We start from the raw sequence: 17,495 nt of genomic DNA on the forward strand, positions 1-17,495 counted from the left end.
TCAGACCACCACCCTGCGCGTACCTCATAACTACGGCGTACCGCGAGGATCAAGGCTTGTCAGCAGCTACGACTTCACGAGTTCAAGCTCAGTAACAGGCCTGTGAGAGCACGAAGAGCGCCGTGTCCTCGCACCGGGGTTGGCCGGCGCGTTCGACGAGCCTGCCCTGCTGGCGATTCCCGTGAAGGTACGTTCACCCGATCCGACCGCTTCTAGGATGCGACGGGGTTGGAGAGCGGCGGGGAACTCGGCGGACAGTATCCGCTCACCGGACACCAGGAGCGGGCTGGTCGGGTCGTTCAGACAGTGCCAGAGGAAGTCCCTGCGACTCCAACCCGGGCGTCATTCCTGGCAGATCAGCGGGAGGCCTCCGGTGATCAAGTAAGCATCGATCGCCTGCACGGCGCCAAGTCCCGTCATTTCCAAGACGTCCCAGGGCGTGAGCGGGCCAAGCACCATTCCGACGCCACGCTGATGGAAGGGCCGTTCGTAGGCCGACAGTCCCTCCATCACCGCCAGGTCACTCGAACGGAATTGCGCCCTGTCTCGCATGATCGACATGCGGGCGCGCGTACCTGGGGTAAGGCTGTCCGGAGGGGCTGGAAGGAGCGTGTGATGAGACTTCCGTTGCTTGGTACGGCCGCTGTTCTGGGGACTGCCGGGGTGGTCACCCTGGTTACCGTCCTGCCCGCCGCCGCATCCGATCCCGGAGGGCGTGTGAGCTCGCATATCGGGCTGAACGTGCACAGCAGCCCTTCGATGTCGGCCCGGGTCACCAAGGTCCTCGCGTATCAGCAGCTCGTGCTGCTGAGCTGCAAGGTCAATGGGCCCAGCGTCGAGGGGAACCGGATTTGGTACAACCTCGCCCACGGTGGGTGGGTCAGCGCGCGGTACGTCGACAACCTGTCCGCCGTGCCGACCTGCAACAGCGGTGTGGGGAACGGCGGGGCGCGGGCTCAGGGGCGGGTCAGTTCGCGTACCGAACTGCATGTGCGGAAGGGCGCTTCCACTTCCTCGGCCTTTGTGAAGGATCTGAAGCCCGGGTCCGTCATCCCGCTCTACTGCAAGAAAAACGGGCAGAGCGTGGGCGGGAACAGCCTCTGGTACATGCTCGGCGACGGGAGCGGGTGGGTCTCCGCTCGGTACGTCGACAATTTGAGCATCGTTCCGTACTGCTAGGGCTGCGTCGGGGCCGACTGTTTTGTGTCCTGGGGCGGCTTCGTGTCGTCGCCGCCCGATGTCGCCAGCCAGCCGCCCACGCCTACCGCTGCCGCCAGCACCAGCGCTGCCGCGCCCAGCTTCAGGCGGCGTTTGCGGATTGCCTCTGCGCTGGACTTGTGGCGGGCCGAGCCCGGGCGGCGCTGAGCGGACGTACGGGGGGCTCGGGCCGTGCCTCTGGGGCCGCCTGCCAACTCGTCGGGGGCCGGCACGCGCATGCTCGTGTGCGTGTCCCTGTTGGAGTCGGGGGACGAGCCCGGGACCAGGGGGACCGCGCCTCTGCGTTGCGGGGTGGCGGGCGTGGGTTGGGAATCGTCGTACGCGGCCTCGCCCTCCGGCTGCGCTTCGTCGTCCGGTTCGTCCACGTCCAGCGGTGGGATGCCTGCCAGGTGCGGGAGTTGTTCGCGGAGGCGGTCCGCCAGTTCCGAGGCGCGCAGGCGGGATGCGGGGGCCTTCGCCAGGCACTGGACGAGGAGTTGCCAGAGTTCGTCGGGGATGCCGGGGAGGGGGACGACCGTCTCTGTCACGTGGCGGCGCAGGATCGCGCCCGGGTGGCCTCCGCCGAACGGCGTGAAGCCTGCCAGGAGTTCGTAGAGGACGGTGGCGAGCGCGTAGATGTCGACCGAGGCGCGCGGGGGCAGGCCTTCGATGATCTCGGGCGCCAAGTAGTCCGGGGTGCCGATGATTTTGGTCGCCCGGGTGCGGCGTGGGGTGTCGATCAGCTTTGCCACGCCGAAGTCCGTCAGGAGCGCGGGATGCGAGCTGCCGGGGCCCAACGGGCCCTGCATGTCCAGGAGGATGTTCTCCGGCTTCACGTCCCTGTGGACCACGCCTGCCGCGTGCGCCGCCGCCAGGCCGTCCGCGATGTCCGCGACGATCGCCACCGCCGCTTCGGGGCTCAGGCGGCGTTCGCGGTCGAGGCGGGTGCGCAGGTCCGTGCCCCGTACCAGGTCCATGACCAGGGCGAGGTCGTTGCCGTCGACCACCAGGTCGCGTACCGAGACCACGTGGGGGTGGTTCAGGCCCAGGAGGGCCGTGCGCTCCTGTACGAAGCGGCCCACCAGCTCCTGGTCGGATGCCAGGTCCTCGCGGAGCAGCTTGATGGCGACGGGGCCCTCAGGGCCTTCGCCTAGCCATACCGTGCCCGCGCTGCCGCGCCCCAGGATCTGGTGCGCGGTGTACCGGCTGCCGATTTTCCGTGCCAAGACTGCTCCCTCAGCGGCTGGCGATCGCACCCAAAATACGCGGGTGCCGGGGTGTTCAGTGCCCCGGATGGCACCAACCTTCACTTCTGCGGGTGAAATTGGTCCGCAGAAGTCGACTTGTTTACAGGGTGGGGCTGAATCGCGTCAGTTTCCTGAGTCCGAGCCGCCGATGCTCGAGATGAAATCGTTCACCTTGTCGATGATGTCGCCGACCTGAGCGAAGAAGCCCTTCGTCGAGCCCACCCAGTCCTGGAGGGCCAACTCCCAGAACAGCCAGCCTCCGACGAAGAGGATCAGGGCGATGAACAGGCAGCCCTTGAGGCAGCCCAGGCCCGGGATCTTCATCGGGTTGGCGCTGCGCTGACGCGGCTGGCGCGGTTCGCGGGGTGCGGGAGGCTGGGGCTGCTGCGGGGGTGCGTACTGCTGACGCTGAGGTGCGTACTGCTGTTGTTGCGGGCGCTGTTGTTGCGGGCGCTGTTGTTGCGGGCGCTGCTGCTGCTGCTGGGGGCGCGGCTGCTGCCTCTGGGGCGGGCGCTGCTGCTGGGGCTGCTGCTGCTGAGAGCGGTGCGGGCGGTGGCGCAGCGGGTCCTGGTTGGGATCCAGATACTGGACCTGGGTCTGCTCGTTGCGGTCGCGCGCCGCCTGGAGCTGGCTCTGCCAGGGGTGCGGGCCTTCGGGCTGCGGGGGCTGCTGCGGCTGGCCCGGAGGCTGGTTGGGCATGACGGCCGTCGGGTCCGCCATGGGGCGCGGCGGGGTGTTCGGCATCACGCTGGTGCGCGCGTTCGGGTCGTACGACGCCGCGTTGGACGGCAGCACCTGGGTGGGGTCGGCCGCACCCGGCATGTCGGGGACCGTCGTGGGCGCCGGGTCGGGGGCCAGCAGGGCGGCCACGCCGAGGGCCGCGTCGACCTGGGCCGGCGTGGAGTGGACGCCGACACCGGCGGCCACCGTACGCAGGCCGCGCGCGAGGTTCTCGGCGCTGGGGCGGCGGTCGGGGTTCTTGGAGAGGCAGCGCTCGATGACCGTCCAGAGGGGCTCGGGGACGGTCGTGGGGCGGCGGGGCTCCTCGCTGAGGTGGCGGTGGAGGACCTCCAGGGCCGTTCCGCCCGCGAACGGCGGGCGTCCGGTGACCAGTTCGTACAGGAGGATGCCCGCGCCGTAGATGTCGACGGCCGACGTCTGCGGGCGGCCTTCGGCGGACTCGGGGGCCACATAGGCCGGCGTACCGACGAATTCGTGGGTGCGGGTCAGGCCCGGGGAGTCCGCGAGGCGCGCGATGCCGAAGTCCGTCAGCATCGGGTGCATCTGGCCGTCGGGGCTGGTGGCGACCAGGACGTTGGCGGGCTTGAGGTCGCGGTGGACCACGCCGTCCGCATGGCTCGCCGCGAGCGCGTCGGCGACCTGCGCGGTGAGGAGCGAGGCGGCGACCGGGGAGAACGGGCCGTTGTCGCGGAGGTAGTGGTGCAGGTCGGGGCCGTCGATCAGGTCCATGACCAGGGCGAGGAGATCGCCCTCCACGACGAGGTCGCGGGTGCGCACGATGTTGGGGTGCGTCAGACGCAGGAGTACGGAGCGCTCACGGAGGAAGCGCATCACGATGTCCGGGTCGTTCGCGAGCTCCTCCTTGAGGACCTTGATCGCGACCATCTCGCCGGGCTGGCCGGCCACGGCCGCCTCGGCGCCCGCGGTCTCGCGCTGGCGTGCTCGCCAGACGGTGCCCGTGGCACCGCGCCCGAGGGGCTCCTCGAGCAGGTACTTGCTGCCTACCGGCCGCACGTCATGCGCTCCCTGCTGATCGGGGTCCTGGTTCCTGCGCCGCTGGTCCGGAGGTCGTGCTGGTGGTGCATCCCGGCTCCAGCGTTTCCGGTCCACTCTAGTGCCGCCGAACGGGGCACCGGCCGGGGAAGTTCCGGATGTGCGCAGGGCTGTGTTCCCGCTGTGTTCGAGTGGAAGACGCAAGCGCGGCCCTGATGGTTGCCGAACCCGTCCCAACCAGGCACTTTTACGTCCAGAGCCGACCGTTCAAGATCACTTTCCGGCCACCCCCGGGCGTGTTGTCAGTGGCAGGTGCGAGGATGCCCTACAGCACGGAGTTGTGGGGTCGGGAGCCCTTCGTTCCGTGCCGACCTGCCGGGTGGGGGAGATCACAGGGCGGCTTCCCCTGCCGGGCACCCCGCGCAGAAGGGACCGCCGACGGCTATGCAGATCCGGCTGACCGTCCTCGCGCCGCGAAGCGGCCAACCCTCCAACGAGGTGCGTTCCTGCAACGTGCTGGTGACCGCGCCCGCGGGTACGGCACTGGCGGCTGTGACCTCCGGCCTGGCCGCGGCTGTGGCAGGCGCCGAGGCCGGCGCCGAAGCCGGCCGGTCGGGCGCCGTCGTGCTGTACGCAGGGCATCGGCGGCTCGACGTACAGCAGTGCGCTCTGGGTGAGCCGCCGCTGGTGGACGGAGCGGTGCTGTCGCTCCAGATCCCGGCCGAGGACGACGGGGCGGCGGCGCGCGGCGACGAGGACACGGCCGCCCAGCTCCATGTGGTCGCCGGTCCTGACGCCGGCGGGGTGCATCTGCTGCACGGCGGGCAGATCCGTATCGGACGCTCGGCGGACGCGGACGTTCCGCTGGACGACCCCGATGTCTCGCGGCTGCACTGCGCGGTCACCGTCGGCGACGACGGCCGGGTCACGGTCGCCGATCTCGGCTCGACCAACGGCACGACGGTGGACGGCAGGGAGATCGGCGGGCGGCCGGTGCGGCTCGCACCCGGCGCGCTGCTGCGGATCGGCGAATCGGCGCTGCGGATCGCCTCGGGCACGGGGGGTCCCGCCGCTGGTGCGGCTGCCGCTGTGGTGCCGGACGGCGAGGGGCATCTGCGGGTGTCGAGCGCGGTCGCGGAGGCGCACGCGGACGCCGGCTCGGACAGCCGTGTGAACACCGCGGCCGCAGAAGGGACTTCGGGGTACGGCGGCACGGCGCCCGCGCCCGTGCGCGACCCGTACAGCACGCCGCACCCCGGCACCCGCCCGAGCGGGCGGGTCGGCACGCCGCCGCGCGGCACCCGTATGCCCCTGCGGGACGACGACATCGACGAGCACGCCCGGGCCGAGAGCGAGGGCGACACCGAAGCAGGACCCGGCGGCGCGCGCAGGCGCGGCGGGATAGGGACATGGGCCCGGCGGCTGACCGGCGGGCGTACGGAGAGCGTGCGGGAGAGTCCGCCCGCGCAGGGCCCGCCCACCGGGGCGCCCGACGCCTCGCCGGTCCGCCTCCCCGAGTCCTGGCCCGATCCGGCCGCGCTGCTGCTGACCGCGCTCGGCCCCGGGGCGCGGCTGTGGGAGCGCGGGCCAGGGCACCCGGAGTCGCTGGTGGTGCGGCTCGGGACGGCGGACCGGGCCGAGATGGCTTCCGTGCCGGTGACGGTGTCGCTGCGCGAGGCCGGTTCGCTCGGTCTCGCGGGCCCGCGCGAGCGGCTGGCCGGTCTGGCCCGTGCCGTCGTGGCGCAGCTCGCGGCCCTGCACTCCCCCGCCGGTCTGGAGATCGTGCTGATCAGTACGGACCGGGGGCGTTCGGCCGCCGAGCGCACGGCGGACTGGGGCTGGCTCGGCTGGCTGCCGCATCTGCGGCCCGCGCACGGACAGGACTGCCGGCTGCTGCTCGCCTACGACCGCGAGCAGGCCTCCGCCCGCACCGACGAGCTCGTACGGCGCCTGGATTACGGCCCGCTCGGGACGAGTTGGGCCTCGGCGGACGCCCGGAGCATCGATGCCGCCGCCCAGAACTACGACGGGCCGCGCACGGTCGTCGTCGTGGACGGCGACCCCGGCTCCGCCGTCCTGCGCGAGACGACGGCGCGCCTCGCCTCGGCCGGCGCCGCCGCCGGCATCCATCTGCTCTGTCTGGCCGAGACCCCGGCCGCCTCCGCGCTCTCCCCCGTCGACGCGACGTACGAGACGGCCTGCGCGGCCTCGCTCGCCTTCCGTGAGTGCGGGGCCGTCGCCCTGCTCAGCGGGGACGTGGCGACCACGCTGCGGCTGCTGCGCACGGCGGGCGGGCAGCCCGCGGGACACGGCACGCTCGCCGCGGTGGACGCGGTGTCCGCGGCCTGGGCCGAGCGGTTCGGGCGGGCGCTGGCGCCGCTGCGCGCGGACGGCAGCGGCGGGGGCGGTGAGTCGTCGGCCCGTCAGGCCGCGGCGCTGCCCCAGTCGGCCCGCCTCCTGGACGAGTTGGGGCTCGCCAGGGCCACCCCGGCCTCCCTGATGGCCCGTTGGGCATCGGCGGCAGACGGCAAAGAGGCGTCGGAGGGTGCGGGCGGACCGCACCGCACGCCCGAGGGCGGCTCCGCCACACCCGGGGCCCGCGCCCTGGCCGTGCTCGGCGCGGGACCGCGCGGACCGCTCACCGTGGACCTGGCCGCCGAGGGCCCGCATCTCCTGATCGAGGGCCCGGCCGGCAGCGGTCGTACGGAACTGCTGCGCGCGGCGGCCGCCTCGCTCGCCGCGGCCGCGCGCCCTGACCGGCTCGGGCTGATCCTGGTGGACGGATCGGGCGGCGACGGCCTGTCCCCCTGTACGGAACTGCCGCACACCTCCACCCACTTGGTGGCGTCGGACCCGGTGCGCATGCGCGAGTTCGCCCAGTCCCTCGGCGGCGAACTGAAGCGCAGGGCCGAGCTCCTGGGCTCCATCGGCTTCGCCGAATGGCACACCCAGCGCGAGGTCACGGAGCGGATGATCGGCCAGCGCACCGGTTCGGGCTCCCCCGCGGGCCGACGCGTAGGCGGTGTCGGAGGCGGCGCGGGGAGCGGGAGCGGAACCGGCGGCGACGAGGCCGCGGCCTGGGCCGCCGCCCCCCGGGTCGGTCCCCCCGGGCGCCCCGGTGACATAGAGTCCGCCGACTCCGGCACGCTCCGGCTGCGCGGACGCATCGCCCGGGCCGACGCGGCGGCAGCGACGGACGGTGCCTCCCAGCCGCCCCCGCCCCTGCCCCTGCCCCGACTGGTCGTGCTCGTCGACGACTTCGACGCGCTGGTCGCCCCCGCCCTGGGCAGCCCCGGCCGCCCCGCCGCCGGATCGGTGGTCCGCGCGCTGGAGGCGGTGGCCAGGGACGGCGAGCGTCTCGGGGTGCATCTGATCGCGACCTCGGCGCGCCCCGACCGCACCGCCGACACCGAGCTCGCCCACATCGCACGGCTGCGCGTGGTCCTCGACCCCGCGCCCGTGTCGCCGGGCCCCGAGGACCCGAGCCCGGGGCGCGGCCGCCTCGGCCACCCGGACGGCAGGGTGACGCCGTTCCAGGGCGGGCGCGTCACCGGCCGCATCCCGCGCACGGCCACCCTGCGCCCCACCGTCGTACCCCTGGAGTGGGAGCGGATGGGCGATCCGCCCACCCGCCGCCCCGTCCGTGAGCTGGGCAACGGACCCACCGACCTGGCCCTGCTGGCCAGCGCCCTGGACCGGGCCGCCCGGTCGGTGGAGGCCGTCCCGATACCGCCGCTCGTCTGCTGACATATCCCCCGACATGACCACTGACGTAACGTCACAGGCCCATCACGATCCGGGAGTTGACACCTGAGGCAGTATTGCGGGCCCCGTGGACCGGGCGTAGGACTGACGCACGGGACACAGGCGTCGCCGACGTGGCCACCACCGGCACGCGCTCCACGGCTGCGCCGATCCGCACGCGCGCGCAACGGGAGAGGTCGGGGCAGACATGCGCACCATACGCACGGCTCGTCGTACACGGAACTCCGCATTCGCGGTACTCGCGGCAGGTTCGCTCGTGCTCGCCGCAGGCTGCGGGAGCAGCGACAAGAAGTCGGACGGCAAGGACACCAACTCACCGAGCGCAGGCTCCAGTACGTCGTCCGGGGTCACGCTCCCCAAGCTCGACGGCGTCTCGCTCACCGTGGCCGCCGTCTGGACGGGCGCGGAGCAGAAGAACTTCGTCAAGGTGCTCGACGAGTTCTCCAAGCGCACCGGGGCGAAGGTCACCTTCGTCCCCGCCCAGGACCCGATCGTCAACTTCCTCGGTACGAAGATCGCCGGCGGCGCCCCGCCGGACGTGGCGATGCTGCCCCAGGTCGGCGCGATCACCCAGGCGGCCGCCAAGGGCTGGCTCAAGCCGGCGGGCCCCGAGGCCAAGGCCGAGCTGGACAAGAACTACTCGAAGATCTGGAAGGACCTCGGCGCGGTCAAGGGCACCCAGTACGGGGTGTACTACAAGGCCGCCAACAAGTCCCTGGTCTGGTACAACACCAAGGTCTTCGGCGACGCGGGCGCCACCGAGCCCAAGACCTGGCCGGACTTCCTGAAGACCGCCGAGACCATCTCCGCCTCCGGTGTCACCCCGGTCTCGGTCGGCGGTGCGGACGGCTGGACCCTCACCGACTGGTTCGAGAACATCTATCTCTCCCAGGCGGGCCCGGAGAAGTACGACCAGCTCGCCGCCCACAAGATCAAGTGGACCGACCCGTCCGTGAAGGACGCGCTGACCACCCTCGGCCAGCTCTTCGGCAAGCCCAGCCTGATCGCGGGCGGCGCGAACGGCGCGCTGCAGGTGGAGTTCCCGGCGTCCGTCACCCAGACCTTCACCGGCGCAACCCCCAAGGCCGGCATGGTCTTCGAGGGCGACTTCGTCCAGGTCAACATCGGCCAGACCAAGGCCAAGGTAGGCACCGACGCCAAGGTCTTCCCGTTCCCTGCCGTGGGCGCCAAGTCCCCGGTGGTCACCGGCGGTGACGCGGCCGTCGTACTGAAGGACTCCAAGGGAGCCCAGGCGCTGCTGACCTGGCTGGCCTCCGCCGACGCGGCGAAGGTCGCGGCCGAGTCCGGGGGCTTCATCTCCCCCAACAAGGGCCTGGACATGGCCGCGTACCCCAATGACATCCAGCGCACGATCGCCAAGGCCCTCATCGCCGCCGGTGACGACATCCGCTTCGACATGTCCGACCAGGCTCCGCAGTCCTTCGGCGGTACGCCGGGCAAGGGCGAGTGGAAGGCGCTCCAGGACTTCCTGAAGAACCCGAAGGACATCGCGGGGACGCAGGCGACGCTGGAGTCGGACGCCGCCAAGGCCTACACGAGCTGACGGCGCGAGACACGAAACGCGAGACACGACGATGACGTCGGACGCTGCGGCGGGCGGCGCGCTCAACCAGGCGCCCCCCACCGGGAATCGCACCCCCCGTAAGAGCGTGACAGGCACGCGCAGCACCATCGCGGTCGGCTTCCTGCTGCCCACGCTGGTGCTGCTCGGCGCGCTCGTGGTCTACCCCATCGGGTATTCGGTCTACCGGTCCTTCTTCGACAAGTCCGGCAACGGCTTCGCGGGCTTCGACAACTACACGTCGGTCTTCACCGACGACACCATGCAGACCGCCGTCATCAACAACGGCATCTGGCTGATCGCGCCCGTCGTCGCCACCGGCATCGGTCTGATCTTCGCGGTCCTCACCGAACGGATCCGCTGGAGCACGGCGTTCAAGCTGGTCGTCTTCATGCCGATGGCCATCTCGATGCTCGCCTCGGGGATCATCTTCCGGCTGGTGTACGACCAGGACCCGCACCGCGGCGTCGCCAATGCCGTCTGGGTGAGCGTCCACGACACGTTCGCCGAGTCGGCGGGCTACCCGGGCGCACACCCCCTGCCGGTGGCACCGCTCAAGGCGGCCGGCGGCGGCTCCTTCCTCACCAAGCAGCCGGTGAGCGCGTCGACTCCCGTACAGCTGCCGCTCGTCGGCGTCCTCCCGGCGAAGATGCCCTCGGACGCCAAGCCCGCCCAGGCACCAAAGGCCGCCACCGGCGGGAAGATCACCGGCACCGCCTGGCTGGACTTCACCAAGGGCGGCGGCGGCAAGCCCAACACCATCGACTCCACCGAACTCGGCCTCAAGGGGCTGAAGATCGAGGCGGTCAAGGACGGCAAGGTGGTGGCCTCGGCGAAGGCGGCGCCCGACGGCACCTTCACTCTCCCCGCGAAGGCGGACGGCGCGCAGCTGCGCCTGCCCGACTCCAACTTCCACGAGCCGTACAACGGAGTGGACTGGCTCGGCCCGAAGGTCGTCACCCCGGCCATCATGGGCAGTTACATCTGGATGTGGACGGGCTTCGCGATGGTCCTCATCGCGGCCGGCCTGGCCGGCATCCCGCGCGAACTGCTCGAACAGGCGCGGGTGGACGGCGCGAACGAGTGGCAGGTCTTCCGCCGCGTCACCGTGCCCCTGCTGAGCCCGGTACTCGGCGTGGTCACCATCACGCTGATGATCAACGTCCTGAAGGTCTTCGACCTCATCTTCATCATCGCCCCGGGCTCGTCGCAGGACGACGCCAACGTCCTCGCCCTCCAGCTCTACCGCTCGTCCTTCGGTACGGACGCGGACCTGGGCGTCGGCAGCGCGATCGCCGTCATCCTGCTCCTCCTGGTGATCCCGATCATGATCGTCAACATTCGCAGGATGCGGAAGGAGGCCCGGCGGTGACCACACAACTCCAGGTGGTGAAGGCGAAGCAGTCCCTCCCGGCCAGGATCGCGGCCCGCACGGGCGGCGGCGTCGTACGGCTCCTGCTGCTCGTCGTGGCGCTGATCTGGCTGATGCCGACGGTCGGGCTGCTCTTCTCCTCCCTCCGCTCGCCCTCCGACATCGCGGCGAGCGGCTGGTGGAAGGTCTTCTCCGCGCCGTCCCAGATGAACTTCGACAACTACACCAATCTCCTCGACAACAAGGTCATCACCGACTCCCTCCTCACCACCGTCCTGATCACGGTCCCCGCGACCCTGCTGGTCGTGATCATCGGTTCGCTCGCCGGCTACGCCTTCGCCTGGATGGAATTCCCCGGCAGGGACTGGTGGTTCCTGATCGTCGTCGGCCTGCTCGTGGTCCCCGTCCAGGTCGCCCTGGTCCCGGTGGCGAAGATCTTCGGGGAGGTGGGCCTCTTCGGTACGACGCTGGGCGTGATCCTCTTCCACGTCGCCTTCGGTCTGCCGTTCGCGATCTTCCTCCTCCGCAACTTCTTCGCGGAGATCCCGCGCGAACTCCTCGAAGCGGCACGCCTGGACGGTGCGGGCGAGATCCGCCTCTTCACCAGGGTCGTCATGCCGCTCGGCGGTCCGGCGATCGCCTCGCTCGGCATCTTCCAGTTCCTCTGGGTCTGGAACGACATGCTGGTCGCGCTGATCTTCGCGGACTCCAAGCACCCGCCGATCACGGTCGCGCTCCAGCAGCAGGTCCGTCAGTTCGGCAACAACATCGACGTCCTCGCGCCGGGCGCCTTCGTCTCGATGGTCATCCCGCTCGCCGTCTTCTTCGCCTTCCAGAGGCAGTTCGTCTCGGGGGTCATGGCGGGCGCCGTCAAGTAGGCACTCAAGTAAGCGCACCGCAGGCCCGGTTCACCCATAAGCGGGAGGCGCCGGGCCTGCACAAACCCATCAGCCCCCCGAATGCCACATCCGGCGTAACCGCCTCACCCCTTCGGCCGTTCCCCGGCCATGCCCCGGTTCAGCGTGATCGTCCCCGCGTACAAGGTCCAGGCCTACCTCCAGGAATGCCTGGACTCGGTACTGACGCAGACCTTCGAAGACTTCGAGCTCATCGCGGTGGACGACTGCTCACCCGACGCATGCGGCGCGATCATCGACGAGTACGCGGCCCGGGACCGCCGGGTCACCGCCGTACACCTCCAGGAGAACCAGGGCCTGGGCCGCGCACGCAACGCCGGCCTCGCCCGCGCCACCGGCGACTACGTCCTCTTCCTGGACAGCGACGACACCCTCACCCCCGGCGCGCTCCAGGCGATCACCGACCGCCTCAAGGAGACCGGCGGCCCCGACGTCCTGGTCTACGACTACGCGCGCACCTACTGGTCGGGCGAGGCCGTACGCAACGAGCGCGCGACCCAGCTCACCGAGGAAGGCCCTGACACCTTCAGGCTGGCCGACCGCCCGGGTCTCCTCAAGGTCCTGATGGTGGTCTGGAACAAGGCCTACAGCCGGGAGTTCATCGAGAAGCAGTCCATGACCTTCCCGCCCGGCTACTACGAGGACACCCCCTGGACCTACCCGGTCCTGATGGCCGCCGGCTCCCTCACCACACTCGACCGGGTCTGCGTCCACTACCGCCAGCGGCGCCTCGGCAACATCCTCTCCACCACCAGCCGCAAGCACTTCGACCTCTTCGACCAGTACGACCGCGTCTTCGCCTTCATCGACTCCCGCCCCGAGCTGGCGAGTTGGCGTCCGGTCATCTTCCGGCGGATGATCGACCACTTCACGACGGTCTTCACCAAGCGCGACCGCCTCCCGCGCGGATCGCGCGCCGAGTTCTTCCGCCGCGCCCGCGCCCACTACGCCCGCTACCGCACCCCCGGCGCGACCCCCCGCCTCTCCACCCGGGCCCGCCACTCCATGGTCCGCCTCGGCGCACACCGCACCTACGGCACCCTTTTCAAGGCTCTGGCCCTACGACGCCGGGCGCACCGCCTGCTCGCGACGGCCCACCGCACCGTGCGCGCGGCCCTCCTCCAGCTGCACTACCGGGTCCAACTCCGCCTGCCGGTCCGCAAGAACACCGCGGTCTTCGCCGCCTACTGGAACGGCGCCTACTCCTGCAACCCGGCCGCCATCGAGTCCAAGCTCCGCGAACTGGCCCCCCACATCCGCACCGCCTGGATCAGCGCCCCGGCGCACCGCCACACGGTCCCGCTCGCCACCCGCCGCCTCGCCCCCGGCACCTTCTCCTACTGGACGGCGCTCGCCCGTTCCGCGTACCTCGTGAACAACGTCAACTTCGACCGCCGTCTGGTCAAGCGCCCCGGCCAGACCTTCCTCCAGACCCACCACGGCACCCCCCTGAAGTCGATGGGCCTCGACCTCCGGCGCCACCCGGCGGCCTCGCACGGAATGAACTTCCACGACCTCCTCTCCAACACCGACAAGTGGGACTACACCCTCTCGGCGAACCGCCACTCCACGCTGGTCTGGGAGCGCGCCTACCCCTCGCGCTACACCACGCTCGAATACGGTTACCCGCGCAACGACCGCTTCCAGAACGCCACTTCGGCCGATGTCTCCCGCATCCGCGAGTCCCTCTCGATCCCCGAGGGCTTCACCGCGCTCCTGTACGCGCCCACCCACCGCGACTACGTCGCCGGCCAGCGCCGCACCCTGGACCTGGAGCGCCTGGCCCGCGCGCTGGGCCCGCGCTGCGTGATCCTCACGCGCGCCCACTACTCGTACGAGGCGCCGCTCTCCCCCACGCCGCTCCCCCGCGTGATCGACGTCTCCGCCCACCCCTCGGTCGAGGACCTCTGCCTCGCCTCGGACGCCCTGATCACCGACTACTCGTCCCTGATGTTCGACTACGCGTCCCTCGACCGCCCGATCGTCCTGCACATCGACGACTGGGAGGCCTACGAGGCGTCCCGCGGCACGTACTTCGACGTCCGCGCCTGTCCCCCCGGCGCGCTCGCCCGCACCGAGGACGAGCTGATCGACATCTTCACCACCGACCACTGGCGCGGCTCGCGCTCCGCCCAGCTCAGGTCCGCCTTCCGCGCGCGCTTCTGTACGTACGACGACGGGCGCGCCGCCGAGCGCGTGGTCCGCCATGTCTTCCTCGGCGGGACACCGGGCCTCCCCGCGCCCCTCCCCCTGGAGAACCGCACCCCGGCGCCCGCGCCCCAGCACTTCCCCCGCACAGCGGCCGCCACCGCCGGCTACATCCCCTCCAACACCCACAGCTGAGAGGCCCGCCACCATGGCGCCCACCGTGCCCCCCGCAGCCACCACCACCACCACCTCCACCGCCGCCGAACCGACCGAACAGCTCCCGCAGCCGACCCGGCTCTCCGACGTCAAGGGCTGGTTCTTCACCGCGGACCAGTGGCTCTTCGACTGGTTCCTCACCCACCAGCGCGAGCAGCAGCCGGCAGGCGACCTCCTCGAACTCGGCGCGTACCTCGGCAAGAGCGCGATCTTCCTGGGCTCCTATCTGAAGCCCGACGAGACGTTCACGGTCTGCGACCTCTTCGACTCCCCGGCCCCCGACGCCTCGAACACCCGGGAGATGAACCGCTCGTACGCGACCCTCACCCGCCGCGCGTTCGAGGCCAACTACCTCTCCTTCCACCCCCAGCTCCCCACGGTGATCCAGGCCCCCACGTCGGCGGTCACCGACCACGTCGCCCCCGCCAGCTGCCGCTTCGTCCACGTCGACGCCTCGCACCTCTACGAGCATGTGCACGGCGATATCGCGGCCGCCCGCCAACTCCTGCTCCCCGAGGGCATCGTGGCCTTCGACGACTTCCGCTCCGAGCACTGCCCGGGCGTCGCCGCCGCCGTCTGGGGTGCGGTCGCGACGACCGGCCTCAAGCCGATCTGCGTGACCGGCACCAAGTTCTACGGAACGTGGGGCGACCCCGCCGCCCCGCGCGAGGCACTCCGCGCCTGGCTGAAGACCCGCAGGTCGGACCTCTGGCACGGGGTGGAGGAGGTCGCGGGCCACCCGCTGATCCGGGTCTCGGACAAGAAGGCCAGCCCGCCGCCGCACCCCAAGTCCCGTCACGCGGCGGCCATTCCGGCCCAGCGGGGAACCACCGCGGACGCCGGCGCCCCCGCGCCCGCCGCGCACCCCTCGCTCGCGCGCCGCCTGGCGAAGGATCTGCTCCCGCCGGTCCTCACGCGGGCGATCGCCGCACGCCGTACGTCCTGAGCAACGCAAGGAAGAGTGAATGCCCCGCTTCAGCATCATCGTCCCCGTCCACGAGTCCCTCGGATATCTGCGGGGGTGCGTGGAGTCGGTGCTCGCACAGTCGCATCCGGACTTCGAGATCATCGGCGTCGACGACGGTTCCGCCGACGGCTCGGGCCGTCTGCTGGACGCTCTCGCGGCCGGCGACGGCCGGGTGAGGGCCGTCCATCTGCCGGCGGCGGTGAGCATCGGGGAGCGGCGCAACGCCGGTGTCCGCGAGGCCAGGGGCGACTATCTCCTCTTCCTCGACCCGGCGTTCGTCCAGCTGCCCGGCGCCCTGCAGGCCCTCGCCGAGCGGCTGGCGGCGACGGACGACCCCGATCTGCTGGTGTTCGGCCACATCCGTACGCCGTTCCTCGGCAAGCCGGAGCCCGGCCGCTCCCTCGCCACCCTGCGGGCGGTCGGCGACGGCACCCACACCCTCGTCGACCGGCCGCGCCTCCTGGACCTGGCCGCGGTGTGCTGGAACCGGGCGGTACGCCGGGAGTTCTGGCAGTCCGAGTCGCTGGCCTTCGGGTCCGGCCGGTACGCGGAGGGGCTCCTCTCGCTGAAGACCCTCGCCGCCGCATCGACCGTCGCCGCCCTGCCCACCGCCTGTGTGGACCACCGCAGGCGACGCCCTGTGCCGGGGACCGCGCAGCCCGAGGGCTCGCCGCTGGAGTTCGTGGACCAGTACACCGGGCTCTTCGCCTTCCTCGCCGAGCGCCCGCGCCTGGCCCCCCTGACCGCCCCGCTGTTCACCGAGGCCGTACAGGAACTGCTCAAGGCGTACGGGGACCTGCGCACGGGCCGCCGCGCCTATGTCCGCGCGGTGGCCCGCTTCAGCTCGGCCCACCGCCCCGAGGGCCACCGCCCGGCGGGCGGCCGGGCCGGACTGCGCCAACGGCTGCTCACCGACGGCAGGTACGCGGCCCTGACGGCGCTCGACTCCGCGCTCGGCGCCCGCCGTGCCGTGCACGGCACGGTCCGCTCCGTCAGGAAGCGGGCGGCGCGCACAGCCGTCAGCCGCTACTACCGCCTCCAGCGGCTGCTGCCCCTGGACCCCGCGCTGGCGGTCTACTCGGCGTACTGGGACCGCGGGATGAGCTGCAACCCGGAGGCGATCCACCGCAAGGCGGCCGAACTGGCCCCCGCGATCAGGAGCGTCTGGGTCGTCTCAGGGAAGAACGCCGCAGCACTGCCCCCGGGCACCGCCCACATCGTGCCGGGCAGGCGCCGCTACTGGCGCACGATGGCCCGCGCCACGTACTTCGTGAACAACGTCAACTTCCCCGACAAGGTCGTCAAACGCCCCGGCCAGATCCACCTCCAGACCCACCACGGCACGCCGCTGAAGAAGATGGGCCTCGACCAGCAGGACCACCCGGCCGCGGCCCAGGGCCTCAACTTCCGCCGCTTCCTGGCCCGCGTCGACCGCTGGGACTACTCGGTGACGGCCAATCCGCACACCACCGAGGCCTGGTCGCGCGCGCACCCGAGCGCGGTGCGCTTCCTGGAGTCGGGCTATCCGCGCAACGACGTGTTCACCACGGCGACGGCCGCGGACGTCGTGGCCGTACGCGAAGAGCTCGGCATCGCCCCGCACCAGCGCGCCCTGCTCTTCGCGCCCACCCACCGCGACTACGAGCGGGGCTTCAGCTCCACCATCGACCTCGCCCGCCTCTGCGACGAACTCGGCCCGGACACCGTGGTGCTGGTCCGCGCGCACTACTTCTACGCGGCCGCCGGCCTGCCCTCCCACCCCTCCCTGATCGACGTCTCGGCGCACCCCAGGGTCGAGGACCTGTGTCTGGCGGCGGACGCGCTGATCACCGACTACTCCTCGGTGATGTTCGACTACGCCAACCTCGACCGCCCGATCGTGGTGCACGCCCCGGACTGGGACATCTACCGCACGGTGCGCGGCGTCTACTTCGACCTGCTGTCGGGAGCGCCGGGCGAGACGCCGGGCGCGGTGACCACGTCCACGGACGAGCTCGTCGCGGTCCTCAGCGACGGCACCTGGTGCAGCGAGGAGAACACCGCGCTGCGCGGTGCGTTCCGCGCGCGCTTCTGTACGTACGACGACGGGCGCGCCGCCGAGCGGGTCGTGCGCCGTGTCCTGCTGGGCGAGAGCGCCCCGGTGCCGCTGGTGCCGCTCGCCGAACGCACCCCCGCGCCCTCCGTGAGCAGCTTCAGCCCGACGGCGACGGCGAAGGCCAGGCAGACCCAGGCGGCCATCGCCCACCAGAGCGGAAGCGTGAGCCGGACGGATGCGGAGCGGCCGATGACGCACCAAGGGGCGCCGCATCCGCTGGTGTAGGTGATGACGAGACAGGTCCCGGCGCTCAGA

General features: G+C 71.4%; 11 protein-coding genes. 8 read left to right on the forward strand and 3 right to left on the reverse strand.

Annotated elements, in window-relative coordinates:
- Positions 1-342: 342 nt before the first annotated feature.
- Complete coding sequence (locus AB0H78_RS36845; RefSeq protein ID WP_363239180.1) at positions 343-561, reverse strand: hypothetical protein; 219 nt, start codon at positions 559-561, stop codon at positions 343-345.
- A 156-nt stretch (positions 562-717) separates the two neighbouring features.
- Here AB0H78_RS36845 and AB0H78_RS36850 point away from each other — a divergent pair, with 156 nt between their 5' ends.
- A complete protein-coding gene (locus tag AB0H78_RS36850; RefSeq protein ID WP_363239181.1) occupies positions 718-1,179 on the forward strand; it encodes an SH3 domain-containing protein in 462 nt (153 codons plus the stop codon).
- Here AB0H78_RS36850 and AB0H78_RS36855 read toward each other — a convergent pair.
- Positions 1,176-2,423: a serine/threonine-protein kinase gene (locus AB0H78_RS36855; RefSeq protein WP_363239182.1), complete on the reverse strand. Its 1,248-nt coding sequence runs from the start codon at positions 2,421-2,423 to the stop codon at positions 1,176-1,178. The genes AB0H78_RS36850 and AB0H78_RS36855 overlap by 4 nt on opposite strands.
- A gap of 144 nt (positions 2,424-2,567) precedes the next feature.
- Positions 2,568-4,199 carry a serine/threonine-protein kinase gene (locus tag AB0H78_RS36860; RefSeq protein WP_363239183.1) on the reverse strand — a complete coding sequence of 544 codons (1,632 nt, stop codon included), beginning with the start codon at positions 4,197-4,199 and terminating at the stop codon, positions 2,568-2,570.
- Between the two features lie 423 nt (positions 4,200-4,622).
- On the opposite strand from AB0H78_RS36860, the gene AB0H78_RS36865 reads away from it, so the two are divergent.
- The 7 genes from AB0H78_RS36865 to AB0H78_RS36895 all read left to right on the forward strand — a co-directional run bounded on the left by AB0H78_RS36865 (position 4,623) and on the right by AB0H78_RS36895 (position 17,465).
- A complete protein-coding gene (locus AB0H78_RS36865) occupies positions 4,623-7,925 on the forward strand; it encodes an FHA domain-containing protein (RefSeq protein ID WP_363239184.1) in 3,303 nt (1,100 codons plus the stop codon).
- 205 nt (positions 7,926-8,130) lie between these two features.
- Positions 8,131-9,507 carry an ABC transporter substrate-binding protein gene (locus AB0H78_RS36870; RefSeq protein WP_363239185.1) on the forward strand — a complete coding sequence of 459 codons (1,377 nt, stop codon included), beginning with the start codon at positions 8,131-8,133 and terminating at the stop codon, positions 9,505-9,507.
- A gap of 106 nt (positions 9,508-9,613) precedes the next feature.
- Complete coding sequence (locus tag AB0H78_RS36875; protein WP_363239220.1) at positions 9,614-10,897, forward strand: sugar ABC transporter permease; 1,284 nt, start codon at positions 9,614-9,616, stop codon at positions 10,895-10,897.
- The gene (locus tag AB0H78_RS36880) at positions 10,894-11,775 is read left to right on the forward strand and encodes a carbohydrate ABC transporter permease (RefSeq protein ID WP_363239186.1); all 882 of its coding nucleotides are present in this window, start codon (positions 10,894-10,896) and stop codon (positions 11,773-11,775) included. The genes AB0H78_RS36875 and AB0H78_RS36880 overlap by 4 nt, the downstream gene beginning before the upstream one ends.
- Before the next feature lie 129 nt (positions 11,776-11,904).
- On the forward strand, positions 11,905-14,157 hold the full coding sequence (locus tag AB0H78_RS36885) for a bifunctional glycosyltransferase family 2 protein/CDP-glycerol:glycerophosphate glycerophosphotransferase (protein WP_363239187.1): 2,253 nt from the start codon (positions 11,905-11,907) through the stop codon (positions 14,155-14,157).
- A 13-nt stretch (positions 14,158-14,170) separates the two neighbouring features.
- Positions 14,171-15,124 (forward strand): class I SAM-dependent methyltransferase, encoded by a 954-nt coding sequence (locus tag AB0H78_RS36890; RefSeq protein WP_363239188.1) that lies wholly within the window; start codon positions 14,171-14,173, stop codon positions 15,122-15,124.
- A 19-nt stretch (positions 15,125-15,143) separates the two neighbouring features.
- On the forward strand, positions 15,144-17,465 hold the full coding sequence (locus AB0H78_RS36895; RefSeq protein ID WP_363239189.1) for a bifunctional glycosyltransferase family 2 protein/CDP-glycerol:glycerophosphate glycerophosphotransferase: 2,322 nt from the start codon (positions 15,144-15,146) through the stop codon (positions 17,463-17,465).
- Positions 17,466-17,495 lie beyond the last annotated feature (30 nt).

It is taken from the genome of Streptomyces sp. NPDC050738, assembly GCF_040654175.1.
Taxonomy (GTDB): Bacteria; Actinomycetota; Actinomycetes; order Streptomycetales; family Streptomycetaceae; genus Streptomyces.

Bases quoted from the DNA above. Each gene is read 5' to 3' on its own strand.
- AB0H78_RS36845 (WP_363239180.1), bottom strand. From the start codon at position 561: ATGTCGATCATGCGAGACAGGGCGCAATTCCGTTCGAGTGACCTGGCG.
- AB0H78_RS36865 (WP_363239184.1), top strand. From the start codon at position 4,623: ATGCAGATCCGGCTGACCGTCCTCGCGCCGCGAAGCGGCCAACCCTCC.
- AB0H78_RS36870 (WP_363239185.1), top strand. From the start codon at position 8,131: ATGCGCACCATACGCACGGCTCGTCGTACACGGAACTCCGCATTCGCG.
- AB0H78_RS36885 (WP_363239187.1), top strand. From the start codon at position 11,905: ATGCCCCGGTTCAGCGTGATCGTCCCCGCGTACAAGGTCCAGGCCTAC.
- AB0H78_RS36890 (WP_363239188.1), top strand. From the start codon at position 14,171: ATGGCGCCCACCGTGCCCCCCGCAGCCACCACCACCACCACCTCCACC.
- AB0H78_RS36895 (WP_363239189.1), top strand. From the start codon at position 15,144: ATGCCCCGCTTCAGCATCATCGTCCCCGTCCACGAGTCCCTCGGATAT.